This is a genomic window from Pseudomonas frederiksbergensis, assembly GCF_000802155.2.
Lineage (GTDB): Bacteria > Pseudomonadota > Gammaproteobacteria > Pseudomonadales > Pseudomonadaceae > Aquipseudomonas > Aquipseudomonas frederiksbergensis_A.
Genome location: NZ_JQGJ02000030.1, coordinates 1 through 15,569 on the forward strand (window position 1 = coordinate 1; position 15,569 = coordinate 15,569).

29 protein-coding genes are annotated in these 15,569 nt (G+C 55.5%); all 29 read left to right on the plus strand.

What is annotated here, in order from left to right; all coding sequences use genetic code 11:
- Positions 1 to 158 precede the first annotated feature (158 nt).
- Positions 159 to 470, plus strand: coding sequence for a 30S ribosomal protein S10 (gene rpsJ, locus JZ00_RS27945; RefSeq protein WP_003186070.1), 312 nt, complete (start codon positions 159 to 161; stop codon positions 468 to 470).
- Positions 471 to 550: 80 nt separating this feature from the next.
- Positions 551 to 1,186, plus strand: a complete 636-nt coding sequence (rplC, locus tag JZ00_RS27950) for a 50S ribosomal protein L3 (RefSeq protein ID WP_003186059.1) — start codon at positions 551 to 553, stop codon at positions 1,184 to 1,186.
- A 12-nt stretch (positions 1,187 to 1,198) separates the two neighbouring features.
- On the plus strand, positions 1,199 to 1,801 hold the full coding sequence (rplD, locus tag JZ00_RS27955) for a 50S ribosomal protein L4 (protein WP_003186057.1): 603 nt from the start codon (positions 1,199 to 1,201) through the stop codon (positions 1,799 to 1,801).
- Entirely contained in the window at positions 1,798 to 2,097 is a 300-nt protein-coding gene (gene rplW / locus JZ00_RS27960) for a 50S ribosomal protein L23 (RefSeq protein ID WP_002555488.1), read from the plus strand. The genes rplD and rplW overlap by 4 nt, the downstream gene beginning before the upstream one ends.
- A 14-nt stretch (positions 2,098 to 2,111) precedes the next feature.
- Complete coding sequence (gene rplB, locus JZ00_RS27965) at positions 2,112 to 2,936, plus strand: 50S ribosomal protein L2 (RefSeq protein WP_003186055.1); 825 nt, start codon at positions 2,112 to 2,114, stop codon at positions 2,934 to 2,936.
- Between the two features lie 16 nt (positions 2,937 to 2,952).
- A complete protein-coding gene (rpsS, locus tag JZ00_RS27970; protein WP_002555486.1) occupies positions 2,953 to 3,228 on the plus strand; it encodes a 30S ribosomal protein S19 in 276 nt (91 codons plus the stop codon).
- Positions 3,229 to 3,239: 11 nt separating this feature from the next.
- Positions 3,240 to 3,572 carry a 50S ribosomal protein L22 gene (rplV, locus tag JZ00_RS27975; RefSeq protein WP_003103908.1) on the plus strand — a complete coding sequence of 111 codons (333 nt, stop codon included), beginning with the start codon at positions 3,240 to 3,242 and terminating at the stop codon, positions 3,570 to 3,572.
- 13 nt (positions 3,573 to 3,585) lie between these two features.
- Positions 3,586 to 4,272 (plus strand): 30S ribosomal protein S3, encoded by a 687-nt coding sequence (gene rpsC / locus JZ00_RS27980; RefSeq protein ID WP_003176422.1) that lies wholly within the window; start codon positions 3,586 to 3,588, stop codon positions 4,270 to 4,272.
- Between the two features lie 12 nt (positions 4,273 to 4,284).
- Positions 4,285 to 4,698 (plus strand): 50S ribosomal protein L16, encoded by a 414-nt coding sequence (gene rplP, locus JZ00_RS27985; RefSeq protein WP_003186052.1) that lies wholly within the window; start codon positions 4,285 to 4,287, stop codon positions 4,696 to 4,698.
- A complete protein-coding gene (rpmC, locus tag JZ00_RS27990) occupies positions 4,698 to 4,889 on the plus strand; it encodes a 50S ribosomal protein L29 (RefSeq protein WP_002555481.1) in 192 nt (63 codons plus the stop codon). The genes rplP and rpmC overlap by 1 nt, the downstream gene beginning before the upstream one ends.
- Positions 4,890 to 4,891: 2 nt before the next feature.
- Complete coding sequence (rpsQ, locus tag JZ00_RS27995) at positions 4,892 to 5,158, plus strand: 30S ribosomal protein S17 (protein WP_003194644.1); 267 nt, start codon at positions 4,892 to 4,894, stop codon at positions 5,156 to 5,158.
- 23 nt (positions 5,159 to 5,181) lie between these two features.
- Positions 5,182 to 5,550: a 50S ribosomal protein L14 gene (rplN, locus tag JZ00_RS28000; protein ID WP_002555479.1), complete on the plus strand. Its 369-nt coding sequence runs from the start codon at positions 5,182 to 5,184 to the stop codon at positions 5,548 to 5,550.
- 11 nt (positions 5,551 to 5,561) lie between these two features.
- Positions 5,562 to 5,876, plus strand: coding sequence for a 50S ribosomal protein L24 (rplX, locus tag JZ00_RS28005; RefSeq protein ID WP_003186046.1), 315 nt, complete (start codon positions 5,562 to 5,564; stop codon positions 5,874 to 5,876).
- A 20-nt stretch (positions 5,877 to 5,896) separates the two neighbouring features.
- Positions 5,897 to 6,436 (plus strand): 50S ribosomal protein L5, encoded by a 540-nt coding sequence (gene rplE, locus JZ00_RS28010; RefSeq protein ID WP_003186044.1) that lies wholly within the window; start codon positions 5,897 to 5,899, stop codon positions 6,434 to 6,436.
- A 13-nt stretch (positions 6,437 to 6,449) separates the two neighbouring features.
- The gene (rpsN, locus tag JZ00_RS28015) at positions 6,450 to 6,755 is read left to right on the plus strand and encodes a 30S ribosomal protein S14 (RefSeq protein ID WP_003186042.1); all 306 of its coding nucleotides are present in this window, start codon (positions 6,450 to 6,452) and stop codon (positions 6,753 to 6,755) included.
- A 210-nt stretch (positions 6,756 to 6,965) separates the two neighbouring features.
- A complete protein-coding gene (gene rpsH, locus JZ00_RS28020) occupies positions 6,966 to 7,358 on the plus strand; it encodes a 30S ribosomal protein S8 (RefSeq protein ID WP_017848802.1) in 393 nt (130 codons plus the stop codon).
- A gap of 12 nt (positions 7,359 to 7,370) precedes the next feature.
- The gene (gene rplF, locus JZ00_RS28025; RefSeq protein ID WP_003186039.1) at positions 7,371 to 7,904 is read left to right on the plus strand and encodes a 50S ribosomal protein L6; all 534 of its coding nucleotides are present in this window, start codon (positions 7,371 to 7,373) and stop codon (positions 7,902 to 7,904) included.
- 10 nt (positions 7,905 to 7,914) lie between these two features.
- Positions 7,915 to 8,265 carry a 50S ribosomal protein L18 gene (gene rplR / locus JZ00_RS28030; protein WP_003186037.1) on the plus strand — a complete coding sequence of 117 codons (351 nt, stop codon included), beginning with the start codon at positions 7,915 to 7,917 and terminating at the stop codon, positions 8,263 to 8,265.
- A gap of 3 nt (positions 8,266 to 8,268) precedes the next feature.
- On the plus strand, positions 8,269 to 8,769 hold the full coding sequence (rpsE, locus tag JZ00_RS28035) for a 30S ribosomal protein S5 (protein WP_003186035.1): 501 nt from the start codon (positions 8,269 to 8,271) through the stop codon (positions 8,767 to 8,769).
- Positions 8,770 to 8,771: 2 nt separating this feature from the next.
- Positions 8,772 to 8,948, plus strand: a complete 177-nt coding sequence (gene rpmD / locus JZ00_RS28040; protein ID WP_003186033.1) for a 50S ribosomal protein L30 — start codon at positions 8,772 to 8,774, stop codon at positions 8,946 to 8,948.
- 3 nt (positions 8,949 to 8,951) lie between these two features.
- On the plus strand, positions 8,952 to 9,389 hold the full coding sequence (gene rplO, locus JZ00_RS28045) for a 50S ribosomal protein L15 (RefSeq protein ID WP_003186032.1): 438 nt from the start codon (positions 8,952 to 8,954) through the stop codon (positions 9,387 to 9,389).
- Positions 9,390 to 10,718, plus strand: a complete 1,329-nt coding sequence (gene secY, locus JZ00_RS28050) for a preprotein translocase subunit SecY (RefSeq protein ID WP_018612224.1) — start codon at positions 9,390 to 9,392, stop codon at positions 10,716 to 10,718.
- A gap of 30 nt (positions 10,719 to 10,748) precedes the next feature.
- Complete coding sequence (gene rpmJ, locus JZ00_RS28055) at positions 10,749 to 10,865, plus strand: 50S ribosomal protein L36 (RefSeq protein WP_002555468.1); 117 nt, start codon at positions 10,749 to 10,751, stop codon at positions 10,863 to 10,865.
- Positions 10,866 to 10,995: 130 nt separating this feature from the next.
- Positions 10,996 to 11,352, plus strand: coding sequence for a 30S ribosomal protein S13 (gene rpsM, locus JZ00_RS28060; RefSeq protein ID WP_009045849.1), 357 nt, complete (start codon positions 10,996 to 10,998; stop codon positions 11,350 to 11,352).
- 30 nt (positions 11,353 to 11,382) lie between these two features.
- Positions 11,383 to 11,772: a 30S ribosomal protein S11 gene (gene rpsK / locus JZ00_RS28065; RefSeq protein WP_002555466.1), complete on the plus strand. Its 390-nt coding sequence runs from the start codon at positions 11,383 to 11,385 to the stop codon at positions 11,770 to 11,772.
- Positions 11,773 to 11,790: 18 nt separating this feature from the next.
- A complete protein-coding gene (gene rpsD / locus JZ00_RS28070) occupies positions 11,791 to 12,411 on the plus strand; it encodes a 30S ribosomal protein S4 (protein WP_003176404.1) in 621 nt (206 codons plus the stop codon).
- 22 nt (positions 12,412 to 12,433) lie between these two features.
- Entirely contained in the window at positions 12,434 to 13,435 is a 1,002-nt protein-coding gene (locus JZ00_RS28075) for a DNA-directed RNA polymerase subunit alpha (protein WP_003186012.1), read from the plus strand.
- Positions 13,436 to 13,477: 42 nt separating this feature from the next.
- Positions 13,478 to 13,864 carry a 50S ribosomal protein L17 gene (rplQ, locus tag JZ00_RS28080; RefSeq protein ID WP_003176402.1) on the plus strand — a complete coding sequence of 129 codons (387 nt, stop codon included), beginning with the start codon at positions 13,478 to 13,480 and terminating at the stop codon, positions 13,862 to 13,864.
- 241 nt (positions 13,865 to 14,105) lie between these two features.
- Entirely contained in the window at positions 14,106 to 15,554 is a 1,449-nt protein-coding gene (locus JZ00_RS28085) for a catalase (RefSeq protein ID WP_039594461.1), read from the plus strand.
- Positions 15,555 to 15,569: the final 15 nt, after the last annotated feature.

Sequence of the window (15,569 nt, forward strand, 5' to 3'; positions counted from 1 at the left end):
TAAGACTCTTCCAGAGTCGGCTCGATGAACAGGAAAGCCCCCGCTTAGCGGGGGCTTTTTTATTAGGTTGACACCTATCAGGGGCGTCTATAGAATTGCGCCTCCTTTTAACGGGCGTATTGCGCCCGGTGGGAATAGCAGCCGGAGTCTGAAATCCAATGCAAAATCAGCAAATCCGTATCAGGTTGAAGGCTTTTGACCATCGCCTGATCGACCAATCCACCCAGGAAATCGTGGAAACCGCGAAACGTACTGGTGCTCAAGTGCGTGGTCCAATTCCACTGCCTACCCGTAAAGAGCGGTTCACCGTTCTGGTCTCCCCGCACGTCAACAAAGACGCGCGCGACCAGTACGAGATCCGTACTCATAAGCGCGTTCTGGACATCGTCCAGCCAACGGATAAAACCGTTGATGCTCTTATGAAGCTCGATCTTGCGGCCGGTGTGGAAGTGCAGATCAGCCTCGGCTAAGACTCGGTCTTAGTCGTGTAACGCTCTGAAATGGGCGGCCATAGCGGGTGAAAGCCCCGTACACTCATGAGGTTTACAACATGACTATTGGTGTAGTCGGTCGTAAATGCGGTATGACCCGTATTTTCACCGAAGAAGGTGTCTCCATTCCGGTCACGGTCATTGAGATCGAGCCGAATCGCGTCACCCAGTTCAAAACTGAAGAGACCGATGGCTATCGTGCAGTGCAAGTCACTGTCGGCGAGCGTCGCGCTTCGCGTGTAACAGCAGCTCAGGCTGGCCACTTCGCCAAGGCGAACGTAGCCGCTGGTCGTACCGTAATGGAATTCCGCCTTGAAGAAGGCGAGTACCAGGCCGGCGATCTGATCAACGCTGAAATCTTCGCCGCTGGTCAACTGGTTGATGTAACCGGTCAGTCCAAAGGTAAAGGCTTCCAGGGTACGATCAAGCGTTGGAACTTCCGCGGGCAAGATAACACCCACGGTAACTCCGTATCCCACCGCGTTCCAGGCTCTATCGGCCAGTGCCAGACTCCTGGTCGTGTATTCAAGGGCAAGAAAATGTCCGGTCATATGGGCGCTGAGCGCGTGACCGTGCAGTCCCTCGAAGTAGTGCGCGTGGACGCTGAACGCAATCTGTTGTTGGTCAAGGGCGCTGTTCCTGGCGCTACTGGCGGCAACTTGGTTGTACGTCCAGCAGCCAAGGCTCGCGGTTAAGGGGAAGCTGACATGCAATTAAATGTAAATGACGCTCAAGCGATCGAAGTTTCCGAACTGACATTTGGCGGCGAATTCAACGAGACGCTGGTTCACCAAGCAGTCGTGGCCTACATGGCCGGCGGCCGTCAGGGTAGCAAGCAGCAAAAGACCCGTTCCGACGTTTCTGGTGGCGGTAAGCGCCCATGGCGTCAGAAAGGTACTGGCCGTGCTCGTGCCGGTACTATCCGTAGCCCAATCTGGCGTGGCGGCGGTACCACTTTCGCAGCTCGTCCTCAGGATCACTCCCAGAAGCTGAACAAGAAGATGTATCGCGCAGCAATGCGTTCCATCCTTGCTGAGCTGGTGCGTACTGATCGTCTGGTCGTGGTTCAGGACTTCGCTGTTGAAGCACCGAAAACCAAAGATCTGCTGAACAAGCTGAATGGCATGGGTCTGACTGACGTCCTGATCGTGTCTGACGCTGTTGATCAGAACCTGTACCTGGCTGCTCGCAACCTGCCACACGTCGATGTTCGTGACGTGCAGGGTTCCGATCCGGTCAGTCTGATCGCATACGACAAGGTGTTGATCACCGTGTCGGCCGTGAAGAAATTCGAGGAGCTGCTGGGATGAACCAGGAACGCGTATTTAAAGTTCTGCTTGGCCCGCACGTTTCCGAGAAGGCTACGGTTCTGGCAGACAAGAAAGGCCAGTTCGTTTTCAAGGTTGCAACCGATGCAACCAAGCTGGAAATCAAGAAGGCCGTCGAAAGCCTGTTCAGCGTGAAAGTAGAGCGCGTTACTACCCTGAATGTTCTGGGTAAGAGCAAGCGCACTGCTCGCGGTCTGGGCAAGCGTAATGACTGGAAGAAGGCAGTTATCTCCCTTCAGCCAGGCCAAGATCTCGATTTCAGCAGCAGTGCTGAGTAAGGAAGGGGTGCATCATGGCAATCGTTAAATGCAAACCGACTTCCCCTGGCCGCCGTTTTGTGGTCAAGGTGGTCAACCAGGAGCTGCATAAAGGCGCTCCTCACGCACCGCTGCTCGAGAAAAAATCGAAGTCTGGTGGTCGTAACAACAATGGCCGTATTACCACTCGTCACATCGGTGGTGGTCATAAGCAGCATTACCGTCTGGTCGACTTCCGTCGCAACGACAAGGATGGCATCGCTGCCACCGTCGAGCGTATCGAATACGATCCAAACCGTACTGCTCACATCGCTCTGCTGCTGTACGCAGATGGCGAGCGTCGCTACATCATCGCCCCTAAAGGCGTGAGCGCTGGCGACCAGCTGATCGCAGGTGCCTTGGCACCGATCAAGCCGGGCAACGCTCTGCAACTGCGTAACATTCCAGTTGGTAGCACCGTACACGGCATCGAATTGAAGCCAGGTAAAGGCGCACAGATCGCTCGTTCCGCTGGTGCTTCGGCTCAGCTGATCGCTCGTGAAGGTGTCTACGTGACCCTGCGTCTGCGTTCTGGTGAGATGCGTAAAGTACTGGCTGAATGCCGTGCGACCCTGGGCGAAGTCTCGAACTCCGAGCACAGCCTGCGTTCGTTGGGTAAAGCTGGTGCCAAGCGCTGGCGTGGCGTTCGCCCAACCGTTCGTGGTGTTGCCATGAACCCGGTTGACCACCCACATGGTGGTGGTGAAGGTCGTACCTCTGGTGGTCGTCATCCGGTATCGCCATGGGGCTTCCCGACTAAGGGCGCGAAGACTCGTGGTAATAAGCGTACCGACAAAATGATCGTCCGTCGTCGCAAGTAAATAGAGGGATACGACAGTGCCACGTTCTCTGAAAAAAGGTCCTTTTATTGATCTTCACCTACTGAAGAAGATCGAAGTGGCGGCGGAAAAGAACGATCGCAAACCAGTTAAGACCTGGTCGCGTCGTTCGATGATCCTGCCACAAATGGTCGGTCTGACCATCGCTGTACACAACGGTCGCCAGCACGTCCCAGTTCTCGTGAACGAAGACATGGTCGGCCACAAACTGGGCGAGTTCGCCGGTACCCGCACATACCGTGGGCACGTGGCTGACAAGAAAGCCAAGCGTTAAGGGGTAAGGAAATGGAAGTAGCCGCTAAGTTGTCGGGCGCTCGAATCTCCGCCCAGAAAGCCCGCTTGGTCGCCGACCAGATCCGCGGGAAGAAGGTGGGCGAAGCGCTCAACCTGTTGGCTTTCAGCAGTAAGAAAGCCGCCGAGATCATGAAAAAAGTGCTGGAGTCGGCCGTAGCCAACGCAGAGCATAACGAAGGCGCAGACGTTGATGACCTGAAGGTCAGCACCGTTTTCGTCAACGAAGGGCGTTCGCTGAAGCGCATCATGCCACGTGCCAAAGGCCGTGCTGATCGCATCGTCAAGCGGTCTTGCCATATCACTGTCAAGGTTGCTGACAAGTAACGGAGTCGAAGAGATGGGTCAGAAAGTACATCCCATTGGCATTCGCCTGGGAATCGTCAAGGAGCACACCTCCGTCTGGTACGCAGACGGTCGGACTTATGCGGACTATTTGTTCGCTGATCTGAAGGTGCGTGAGTATCTCCAAGACAAACTAAAAAGCGCGTCCGTCAGCCGTATCGATATCCATCGTCCGGCTCAGACTGCACGTATCACCATCCACACCGCTCGCCCAGGTATCGTTATCGGGAAGAAAGGTGAAGATGTTGAGAAACTGCGTCAGGACCTGACCAAGCAAATGGGTGTGCCTGTGCACATCAATATCGAAGAGATCCGCAAGCCGGAACTCGACGGTATGCTGGTTGCGCAGAGCGTAGCTCAGCAGCTGGAGCGCCGTGTAATGTTCCGTCGCGCTATGAAGCGCGCTGTACAGAACGCAATGCGCATTGGTGCCAAAGGCATCAAAATCCAAGTGAGCGGTCGTCTCGGCGGTGCTGAAATCGCACGTACTGAATGGTATCGCGAAGGTCGTGTGCCACTGCACACCCTGCGTGCCGACATCGACTATGCCAACTACGAAGCTCACACCACCTACGGTGTGATCGGTGTAAAGGTTTGGATCTTCAAAGGCGAAGTAATTGGTGGTCGCCAAGAAGAACTGAAGCCACAAGCACCAGCGCCTCGTAAAAAAGCTGCTAAGTAAGGGGTACGCCAAATGTTGCAACCAAAGCGTACGAAGTTCCGCAAGCAGATGACCGGTCACAACCGTGGCCTGGCATTGCGCGGTAGCAAAGTCAGCTTCGGCGAGTTCGCGCTGAAGTCTGTTGCTCGTGGTCGTCTCACCGCTCGTCAGATCGAGTCAGCGCGTCGTGCTCTGACCCGTCACGTAAAACGTGGCGGCAAGATCTGGATCCGTGTGTTCCCGGACAAGCCTGTCACCAAAAAGCCACTCGAAGTTCGGATGGGTAAAGGTAAGGGTAACGTGGAATACTGGGTTGCCCAGATTCAGCCAGGCAAAGTCCTGTATGAAATCGAGGGTGTTTCTGAAGAGCTGGCGCGTGAGGCTTTCGCCCTGGCTGCTGCAAAGCTGCCGCTCGCCACCTCCTTTGTTAAACGGACGGTGATGTGATGAAAGCGAATGAACTTCGTGAAAAATCAGCACAGCAGCTGAACGAGCAACTGCTCGGCCTGCTGCGCGACCAGTTCAATCTGCGTATGCAGAAGGCAACTGGCCAGTTGGGGCAGTCTCATCTGCTCTCGCAAGTTAAGCGTGACATCGCTCGCGTGAAAACTGTGCTCAACCAGCAGGCAGGTAAGTGATCATGGCTGAAGCCGAAAAAACTGTCCGTACGCTGACTGGCCGTGTTGTCAGCGACAAGATGGACAAAACCATCACCGTTCTGATCGAGCGTCGCGTTAAGCACCCGATCTACGGTAAATACGTTAAGCGTTCGACTAAGCTGCACGCGCACGACGAAACCAATCAGTGCCACATCGGCGACAAAGTCACTATTCGTGAAACTCGTCCGATGGCCAAGACCAAGTCTTGGGCGCTGGTTGATGTTCTCGAACGCGCTGTGGAAGTCTAAGGGCTAGGGGTCGGAGAAATTATATGATTCAGACTCAATCCATGCTCGATGTGGCCGATAACAGCGGCGCTCGCCGCGTTATGTGCATCAAGGTGCTGGGTGGCTCCCATCGTCGTTACGCTGGTATCGGTGACATCATCAAAGTTACCGTCAAGGAAGCAATTCCTCGCGGTAAGGTGAAGAAAGGCCAAGTGATGACTGCTGTAGTAGTCCGCACTCGCCACGGTGTTCGTCGTGCTGACGGCTCCATCATCCGCTTTGATGGCAACGCTGCTGTTCTGTTGAACAACAAGCAAGAGCCAATCGGCACCCGTATCTTTGGGCCAGTGACCCGTGAACTTCGTACTGAGAAGTTCATGAAGATCGTCTCGCTCGCCCCAGAAGTGCTGTAAGGAGATCCGACATGCAAAAGATTCGTCGTGACGACGAGATCATCGTGATCGCCGGCAAGGACAAGGGTAAGCGCGGTAAGGTGCTGAAGGTTCTTGCTGACAACCGTCTGGTTGTTGGTGGTCTGAACCTGGTCAAGCGTCATACCAAGCCTAACCCGATGTCGGGCGTACAGGGCGGTATCGTCGAGAAAGAAGCGCCACTGCACGCTTCCAACGTCGCCATCTTCAACGGCGAAACCAACAAGGCTGACCGCGTTGGTTTCAAAGTAGAAGACGGTAAGAAAATTCGTGTCTTCAAGTCGACCCAAAAAGCGGTTGATGCTTGAACACTGCTAGGTAGAAGACCATGGCACGACTAAAAGAGATTTACCGGAAGGAAATCGCACCGAAACTTAAGGAAGAACTTAAGCTTTCGAACGTGATGGAAGTTCCGCGCGTTACCAAAATCACCCTGAACATGGGTCTGGGCGAAGCGATCGGCGACAAAAAAGTCATCGAGCACGCAGTTGCCGACCTGGAAAAGATCACCGGTCAGAAAGTCGTTGTGACTTACGCTCGGAAATCCATCGCTGGCTTTAAAGTCCGTGAAGGTTGGCCGATCGGTGTCAAAGTGACCCTGCGCCGTGAGCGTATGTATGAGTTCCTGGATCGTCTGCTGTCGATCTCCCTGCCTCGGGTTCGCGACTTCCGCGGCCTGAATGCCAAGTCCTTCGATGGTCGCGGCAACTACAGCATGGGCGTGAAAGAGCAGATCATTTTCCCGGAAATCGATTACGACAAGATCGACGCTCTCCGCGGTCTGGACATTACCCTGACCACCACTGCTCGGACGGATGACGAAGGTCGCGCACTGCTGCGCGCTTTCAAATTCCCGTTCCGCAACTGATTGGAGTAGGAAAATGGCCAAGAAGAGCATGAAGAACCGTGAGCTGAAGCGTCAGCTCACCGTTGCCAAGTACGCCACCAAGCGTGCAGCGCTGAAAGCTATCATCGTTGATCTGAACGCAAGTCCAGAAGCGCGTTGGGAAGCTACCGTAGCACTGCAGAAGCAGCCACGTGACGCCAGCGCCTCGCGCATGCGTAACCGCTGCCGCCTGACTGGTCGTCCGCACGGCGTGTACCGCAAGTTCGGCCTCGGTCGTAACATGCTGCGTCAAGCTGCAATGCGTGGTGACGTTCCAGGTCTGGTCAAAGCCAGCTGGTAAGCACTGTCAATGTCACGATGTTCGGGGTCGAGAGATCCTGACGATCGGTGACCTTGAAAATGAATCAAGCCCCTTTTGGGGCTTGATTCATTTCTGGGGTGTGTCTAGAATACCCGGCTCGCCTGAGCCCGTGTTTTTATTGCGCGGATGCGCTCGGCGATACGTACTAGCCGAAAGGCTAATTTTTTGTGTATTAGGAGCGTCTAGCCCATGAGTATGCAGGACCCGTTAGCGGACATGCTAACTCGTATCCGTAATGCCCAGATGGCTGAAAAGTCCGTCGTAAGCATGCCATCTTCCACGTTGAAGGTAGCTGTTGCCAAAGTCCTGAAGGACGAAGGTTACATTGCGGGTTATCAGATCAGCAGCGAAATCAAGCCTCTGCTGTCCATCGAGCTGAAGTACTTCGAAGGCCGTCCGGTCATCGAGGAAGTGAAGCGCGTTAGCCGTCCTGGCCTGCGTCAGTACAAGTCCGTTGAGGATCTGCCAAAAGTTCGTGGCGGCCTGGGCGTGTCTATCGTCTCCACCAACAAAGGTGTGATGACGGATCGTGCTGCGCGCGCTGCCGGTGTCGGCGGCGAAGTTCTTTGCACTGTGTTCTAAGGGGGGATAAGCATGTCACGCGTCGCTAAGAACCCCGTTAAGCTGCCAGCCGGTGTCGAAGTCAAATTCGCAGGCCAACAGCTTTCGGTGAAGGGTGCCAAGGGCACTCTGCAACTGAACATCCATTCGTCCGTTGAGATCGTTGAAGAAGCTGGTGAGCTGCGTTTCGCTGCTCGCAATGGCGATCAACAGACTCGCGCAATGGCTGGTACCACTCGTGCGTTGGTAAACAACATGGTCCAAGGCGTAAGCCAAGGCTTCGAGCGCAAGCTCCAGCTGGTCGGTGTTGGTTACAAAGCGCAAGCAAAAGGCACAGTGCTGAACCTGGCTCTTGGCTTCTCGCACCCAGTGGATTATGAACTGCCGGAAGGCATCACCGCTGAGACTCCTAGCCAGACCGATATCCTGATCAAGGGCATCGACAAGCAGCTGGTAGGTCAAGTGGCCGCCGAGATCCGCGACTTCCGTCCACCAGAGCCGTACAAAGGCAAAGGTGTGCGCTACGCGGACGAAGTCGTCCGTCGTAAAGAAGCCAAGAAGAAGTAGGGCATAGCAAATGACCGACAAAAAAGTTACTCGACTGCGTCGCGCTCGCAAAGCACGCCTGAAAATGCACGAACTCGAAGTCGTGCGTCTCTGCGTGTTCCGCTCGTCGCAGCACATCTACGCCCAGGTCATTTCGGCCGACGGCAACAAAGTCCTGGCAAGTGCCTCGACTTTGGATAAAGAACTGCGTGATGGCGCCACTGGCAACATCGACGCGGCCACTAAGGTTGGCCAGCTGGTCGCTACGCGTGCTAAAGCCGCTGGCGTCTCGCAGGTGGCTTTCGACCGCTCTGGCTTCAAGTACCACGGCCGCGTCAAGGCGCTGGCTGATGCTGCTCGTGAAGCTGGGCTGGAGTTCTAAGTTATGTCAAATAACGACCAAAAGCGCGACGAAGGCTACATCGAGAAGCTGGTTCAAGTTAACCGCGTAGCCAAAACCGTTAAAGGCGGCCGTATCTTCACTTTCACCGCGTTGACCGTGGTTGGTGATGGTAAAGGGCGTGTTGGCTTCGGCCGTGGCAAGTCGCGTGAAGTGCCTGCTGCGATCCAGAAGGCAATGGAAGCTGCTCGCCGCAACATGATCCAGGTTGATCTGAACGGCACCACCCTGCAGTACGCAATGAAGTCCGCCCATGGCGCTTCGAAGGTGTACATGCAGCCTGCTTCTGAAGGTACCGGTATCATCGCTGGCGGCGCTATGCGTGCTGTCCTCGAAGTTGCTGGCGTTCAGAACGTTCTGGCCAAGTGCTACGGCTCGACTAACCCGGTAAACGTGGTTCACGCCACTTTCAAGGGTTTGAAAGCAATGCAGTCTCCTGAATCCATTGCCGCCAAGCGTGGCAAAAGCGTCAAGGAGATCTTCTGATCATGGCTACCGTAAAAGTTACGCTGATCAAAAGCATGACCGGCCGCATCCCTAACCACAAACTGTGCGTTAAGGGTCTGGGTCTGCGTCGCATCGGTCACACTGTAGAAGTCCTGGATACTCCCGAGAATCGCGGGATGATCAACAAGGCTTACTACATGCTGCGTGTCGAGGGTTAATCGATGAAACTCAATGATCTGAGTCCAGCGCCGGGTTCCCGTCGCGAAAAGCATCGTCCGGGCCGTGGTATCGGTAGTGGTTTGGGCAAGACCGGTGGCCGTGGCCACAAGGGTCAGACCTCCCGCTCCGGTGGCACCATTGCTCCAGGCTTTGAAGGCGGTCAACAGCCGCTGCATCGTCGCCTGCCGAAGTTCGGTTTCGTTTCCCTGAAAGCCATGGACCGCGCAGAAGTGCGTCTGTCCGAGCTGGCCAAAGTGGACGGCGACATCGTCACCGTGCAGTCCCTGAAGGATGCCAACGTGATCAACCAGAACGTACAGCGTGTGAAAATCATGCTGTCGGGCGAAGTTGCTCGTGCTGTCACCATCGGAAAGGGAATCGGCGCCACCAAAGGTGCGCGTGCGGCTATCGAAGCAGCTGGCGGCAAGTTCGAGGAATAAATGGCTAAGCAAGGTGCTCTCTCTGCGCTCGGCAAAGGCGGTATGTCTGAACTCTGGGCTCGTCTGCGTTTTCTGTTCCTGGCGATTATCGTCTACCGAATAGGCGCACACATCCCGGTTCCAGGTATCAACCCGGACCGACTCGCGGACCTGTTTCGACAGAATGAGGGGACCATTCTTAGCTTGTTCAACATGTTTTCCGGCGGCGCGCTGGAGCGGATGAGTATCTTTGCACTGGGAATCATGCCGTACATTTCGGCATCGATCATCATGCAGCTGATGTCCGCTGTCAGTCCGCAGCTGGAGCAGTTGAAGAAGGAAGGTGAAGCTGGCCGTCGCAAGATCAGCCAGTACACCCGCTACCTCACTGTCGTCCTCGCTCTCGTCCAGGCTGTTGGCATGTCCATCGGTCTGGCGGGGCAGGGCGTAGCGTTCACTGGTGACTTTGGCTTCCATTTCGTTGCGGTAACCACGTTTGTGGCAGGCGCGATGTTCATGATGTGGCTGGGTGAGCAGATTACTGAGCGTGGTGTTGGCAACGGTATCTCGATGTTGATCTTCGCAGGTATCGTCGCCGGTCTTCCGAGAGCGATTGGGCAGTCTTTCGAGTCTGCGCGTCAGGGCGATATCAACATCTTTGCTCTGGTTGCCATCGGTTTGCTGGCAGTAGCGATTATCGGTTTCGTGGTGTTCATCGAGCGTGGTCAGCGTCGTATTGCTGTTCACTACGCCAAGCGTCAGCAGGGCCGCAAGGTGTTTGCTGCGCAGACTAGCCACTTGCCGTTAAAGGTGAACATGGCCGGCGTTATTCCGGCCATTTTCGCGAGCAGCATCTTGCTGTTCCCGGCTTCGTTGGGTGCCTGGTTCGGCCAGTCTGAAGGTATGGGCTGGTTGCAGGACATCTCGCAGTCGATCGCTCCTGGTCAGCCGTTGAATATTCTGCTGTTTAGTGCAGGGATTATTTTCTTCTGCTTCTTCTATACGGCGTTGATGTTCAATCCGAAAGACGTAGCGGAAAACCTGAAGAAGTCCGGTGCCTTTATTCCGGGTATCCGTCCTGGTGAGCAGTCGGCGCGCTACATTGATGGCGTTCTGACTCGTTTGACCTTGTTCGGTGCTCTTTACATGACGGCCGTCTGCTTGCTTCCCCAGTTCCTGGTGGTTGCGGCAAACGTTCCGTTCTACCTTGGCGGGACCTCGTTGCTGATCGTGGTCGTGGTTGTGATGGACTTCATGTCCCAAGTACAATCGCACCTCGTTTCGCACCAGTACGAATCCCTGATGAAGAAAGCCAACCTGAAGGGCTACGGCAGCGGCATGTTGCGCTGAGTAGCGTCCATAAGGTTCGAGGAGTTGGTGATGAAAGTTCGTGCATCGGTGAAAAAGCTGTGCCGCAACTGCAAGATTATTCGCCGCGAAGGTGTTGTTCGGGTAATTTGCAGCGCGGAACCGCGTCACAAACAGCGCCAAGGCTGAGTGTGATTGTGCTTTAAGCCCGGCAGCTAGTGCGCTGCCGGGTTGATTATTTGTTATTACAGCGATATTATCTCGCGCCCTATTTCTTGGCTTCCGGGGCGTAGGTAGCTGTCAATTGGAGTCCCACTGAATGGCCCGTATTGCAGGCGTTAACATTCCAGATAACAAGCATACTGTTATCTCGCTGACCTACATCTATGGTGTTGGTCGCACTACTGCACAGAAAATTTGTGCAGAGACTGGGGTCAACCCAGCCGCAAAGATCAAGGATCTGAGCGACGAGCAAATTGAACAGCTGCGTGGCGAAGTGGCGAAGTTCACCACTGAAGGTGACCTGCGTCGCGAAATCAACATGAAAATCAAGCGCTTGATGGACCTCGGTTGCTATCGCGGTCTGCGTCATCGTCGTGGTCTTCCAGTACGCGGTCAGCGTACCAAGACCAACGCGCGTACCCGTAAAGGTCCGCGTAAGCCGATCCGCAAGTAATCGCCCCAGCGAATCGACAGGAATTTAATCATGGCAAAACCTGCTGCTCGTCCTCGTAAAAAAGTTAAAAAGACAGTGGTTGATGGCATCGCCCACATCCATGCTTCTTTTAACAACACCATCGTGACCATTACCGACCGTCAAGGTAACGCTCTTTCCTGGGCTACCTCCGGTGGTTCGGGTTTCCGCGGTTCCCGCAAGTCCACCCCGTTCGCTGCTCAAGTAGCTGCTGAGCGTGCTGGTCAAGCTGCGCTGGAATACGGCCTGAAAAACCTCGACGTCAACGTCAAAGGTCCAGGTCCAGGTCGTGAATCCGCAGTCCGCGCTTTGAACGGCTGTGGCTACAAGATCGCCAGCATCACCGACGTGACGCCAATCCCGCACAACGGGTGCCGTCCGCCGAAGAAGCGCCGCGTGTAATCCAGGAGATTGTAAAGAATGGCTCGTTACATTGGTCCAAAATGCAAACTCGCTCGTCGCGAAGGCACCGATCTCTTCCTGAAGAGCGGCGTGCGCGCGATCGAATCGAAGTGCAACATCGAAGCAGCACCTGGTATCCACGGCCAACGCCGCGGCCGCCAGTCCGACTACGGCACCCAACTGCGTGAAAAGCAGAAGGTCCGTCGTATCTACGGCGTTCTCGAGCGTCAGTTCAGCGGCTACTACAAAGAAGCTGCTGGCAAGAAAGGTGCAACCGGCGAAAACCTGCTGCAACTGCTCGAATGCCGCCTGGACAACGTCGTATACCGTATGGGTTTCGGTTCTACTCGTGCCGAATCCCGTCAGCTGGTATCGCACAAGTCGATCAGCGTTAACGGCCAGACCGTGAACGTTCCGTCCTACCAGGTTCGTGCTGGTGACGTGGTCGCTGTTCGCGAGAAAGCAAAGAACCAGCTTCGCATTGTCCAAGCTCTCGATCTGTGTGCCCAACGTGGCCGCGTAGAATGGGTAGAAGTAGACACTGAGAAGAAGTCGGGCGTTTTCAAAAACGTTCCAGCTCGCAGTGATCTGTCCGCCGACATCAACGAAAGCCTGATTGTCGAGCTCTACTCCAAGTAAGGGCTAGAAAATAGGTGCATCCATGCAGATTTCGGTAAATGAGTTCCTGACACCCCGCCATATTGATGTGCAGGTTGTCAGTCCAACCCGCGCCAAGATCACACTCGAGCCTCTCGAGCGTGGTTTCGGCCACACCCTGGGCAACGCGCTGCGCCGCATCCTGTTGTCCTCAATGCCCGGCTGTGCAGTAGTCGAGGCCGAGATTGACGGTGTGCTCCACGAGTACAGCGCCATCGAAGGTGTACAGGAAGACGTAATTGAAATCCTGTTGAACCTTAAAGGTCTGGCTATCAAGCTGCACGGTCGTGACGAAGTTACGCTGACCTTGTCGAAGAAGGGTTCGGGGGTGGTTACCGCTGCCGATATTCAGCTGGATCATGATGTCGAGATCGTTAACCCCGATCACGTAATCGCTAACCTGGCGTCTAACGGCGCCCTGAACATGAAGCTCACCGTAGCTCGTGGTCGTGGTTATGAACCGGCAGACTCGCGTCAGAGCGATGAAGACGAAAGCCGCAGCATCGGTCGCTTGCAGCTTGACTCTTCGTTCAGCCCGGTTCGCCGTATCGCATACGTGGTGGAAAACGCCCGTGTCGAACAGCGTACCAACCTGGACAAGCTGGTTATTGATCTGGAAACCAACGGTACCCTGGATCCTGAAGAGGCTATCCGCCGCGCTGCAACCATCCTGCAACAGCAGTTGGCTGCGTTCGTCGACCTCAAAGGGGACAGTGAGCCAGTGGTTGTCGAGCAGGAAGACGAGATCGATCCGATCCTGCTTCGCCCGGTTGACGATCTGGAACTGACTGTACGTTCGGCTAACTGCCTTAAGGCGGAAAACATCTACTACATCGGCGACCTGATTCAGCGTACCGAAGTAGAGCTGTTGAAGACTCCGAACCTTGGCAAGAAATCCTTGACTGAAATCAAGGACGTTCTGGCCTCCCGCGGTCTGTCCCTCGGCATGCGCCTCGACAACTGGCCGCCTGCAAGTCTTAAGAAGGACGACAAGGCGACTGCCTGATCGTCGTAATCACCGAACGTTGTGTTTGGTAAGGAATGAACCATGCGTCATCGTAAAAGTGGTCGTCACCTGAGCCGCACCAGCTCGCACCGCAAGGCCATGTTCCAAAACATGGCGGTGTCGCTGTTCGAGCACGAGCTGATCAAAACTACACTGCCGAAAGCCAAAGAACTGCGCCGCGTTGCTGAGCCGCTGATCACTCTGGCCAAGACAGACAGCCTGGCTAACCGCCGCCTGGCTTTCGACCGTACTCGTTCGAAAGCTATCGTTGGTAAGCTCTTCAACGACCTGGGCAAGCGTTACGCTACCCGTGAGGGTGGCTACCTGCGCATCCTCAAGTGCGGTTTCCGCGCTGGCGACAACGCGCCTATGGCGTACGTCGAGTTGGTTGATCGTGCTACTGCCGGCGAAGCTGTAAGCGCCGAGTAAGACGACAGTCTGTAACGAAGAACCGGGCCTAGTGCCCGGTTTTTTGTGCGCGTAGGAAAAGGGCTTATTCATACAAGCTTTGTGTGGGGCGCCAACGCCACTATATGAGGTTGGGTTCCTTGGTAGATAATTTCTATTGGTGCGCACAATTTAATGAATTTGTGACCGTCATGTAGTTGGTCGATACTCCTCACCAGCCGATTAGCCGGCAGTCCGAAGACCGACCTAGGAAGAATTGAGCATGAGCCAGATCAAAACGCTTACGACCGCCAGTGGCGCTCCTGTCGCCGATAACCAGAACTCTCGCTCCGCAGGCCCTCGCGGCCCGTTGCTGCTCGATGATTTCCACCTGATCGAGAAGCTGGCTCATTTCAACCGTGAAAACATTCCCGAGCGTCGCGTGCACGCCAAAGGGTCGGGGGCCTACGGCACCTTTACCGTTACCCGGGACATCACCCAATACACCAGCGCCAAGCTGTTCGAGTCGATCGGCAAGCAAACCCCTACCTTCCTGCGGTTCTCCACCGTGGGCGGCGAGCGTGGTTCGGCCGACACTGAACGCGATCCGCGCGGCTTTGCCCTGAAGTTCTATACCGAGGAAGGCAACTGGGACATCGTCGGTAACAACACGCCGGTATTCTTCATCCGTGACCCGCTGAAGTTTCCAGACTTCATCCACACCCAGAAACGCCTGCCGCAAAGCAACCTGAAAAGCGCCCAGGCGATGTGGGATTTCTGGTCGCATTCGCCTGAGGCGCTTCACCAGGTCACCATTCTGTTTTCCGACCGCGGTATTCCTGATGGCTACCGTCATATGCACGGGTTCGGCAGCCACACCTACAGCCTGATCAATGCCCAAGGTGAACGTCATTGGGTGAAATGGCACTACAAGACCAAGCAAGGCATCAAGAATCTCGCGCCGGCCGAAGCCGCGCGCTTGGCGGGTATCGATCCGGATTACGCCCAGCGTGACTTGTTCGAGGCCATCGAGCGCGGTGACTTCCCGAAATGGAGCGTCTGCATCCAGATCATGAGCGAGGCCCAGGCCGCAGCCCATTACGAGAACCCGTTTGATGTAACCAAGACCTGGTCGCAGAAGGAATTCCCGCTGATCGAAGTCGGTGAGCTCGAACTCAATCGTAATCCCTTGAACTACTTTGCCGAAGTAGAGCAAGCGGCATTCGGGCCGAGCAACATGGTGCCGGGCGTAGGCCTTTCACCTGACCGCATGCTCCAAGGCCGGGTATTCGCGTACGCCGATGCGCACCGCTACCGCGTGGGGACCAATCACCAGCAACTGCCGGTGAATGCTCCGCGTAGCCCGGTCAACACCTACCAGCGCGACGGCGCCATGGCGTTTGGCAGCAACGGCGGCGCGGCTCCAAACTATGAGCCTAACAGCTACGTCGAGGCGCCGAAGCAAGCCCCGCGCTACGCGGAACCGGCCTTGGCCCTCAGCGGCGCGGCGGATCGTTATGATCATCGTGAAGACACTGATTACTACAGCCACGCAGGCGCGCTGTTCCGCTTGATGAATGATGAGCAGAAGGCGCTGTTGATCAGCAATATTGCCGGTGCAATGGCAGGTGTGTCGGCTGACGTGGTTGATCGTCAACTGCAGCACTTCTTCAAGGCAGACCCTGCTTACGGAGAAGGTATCGCAAGGGCGTTGGGCGTAGAGCTTAACTAAGTCTAAACGAGAAGC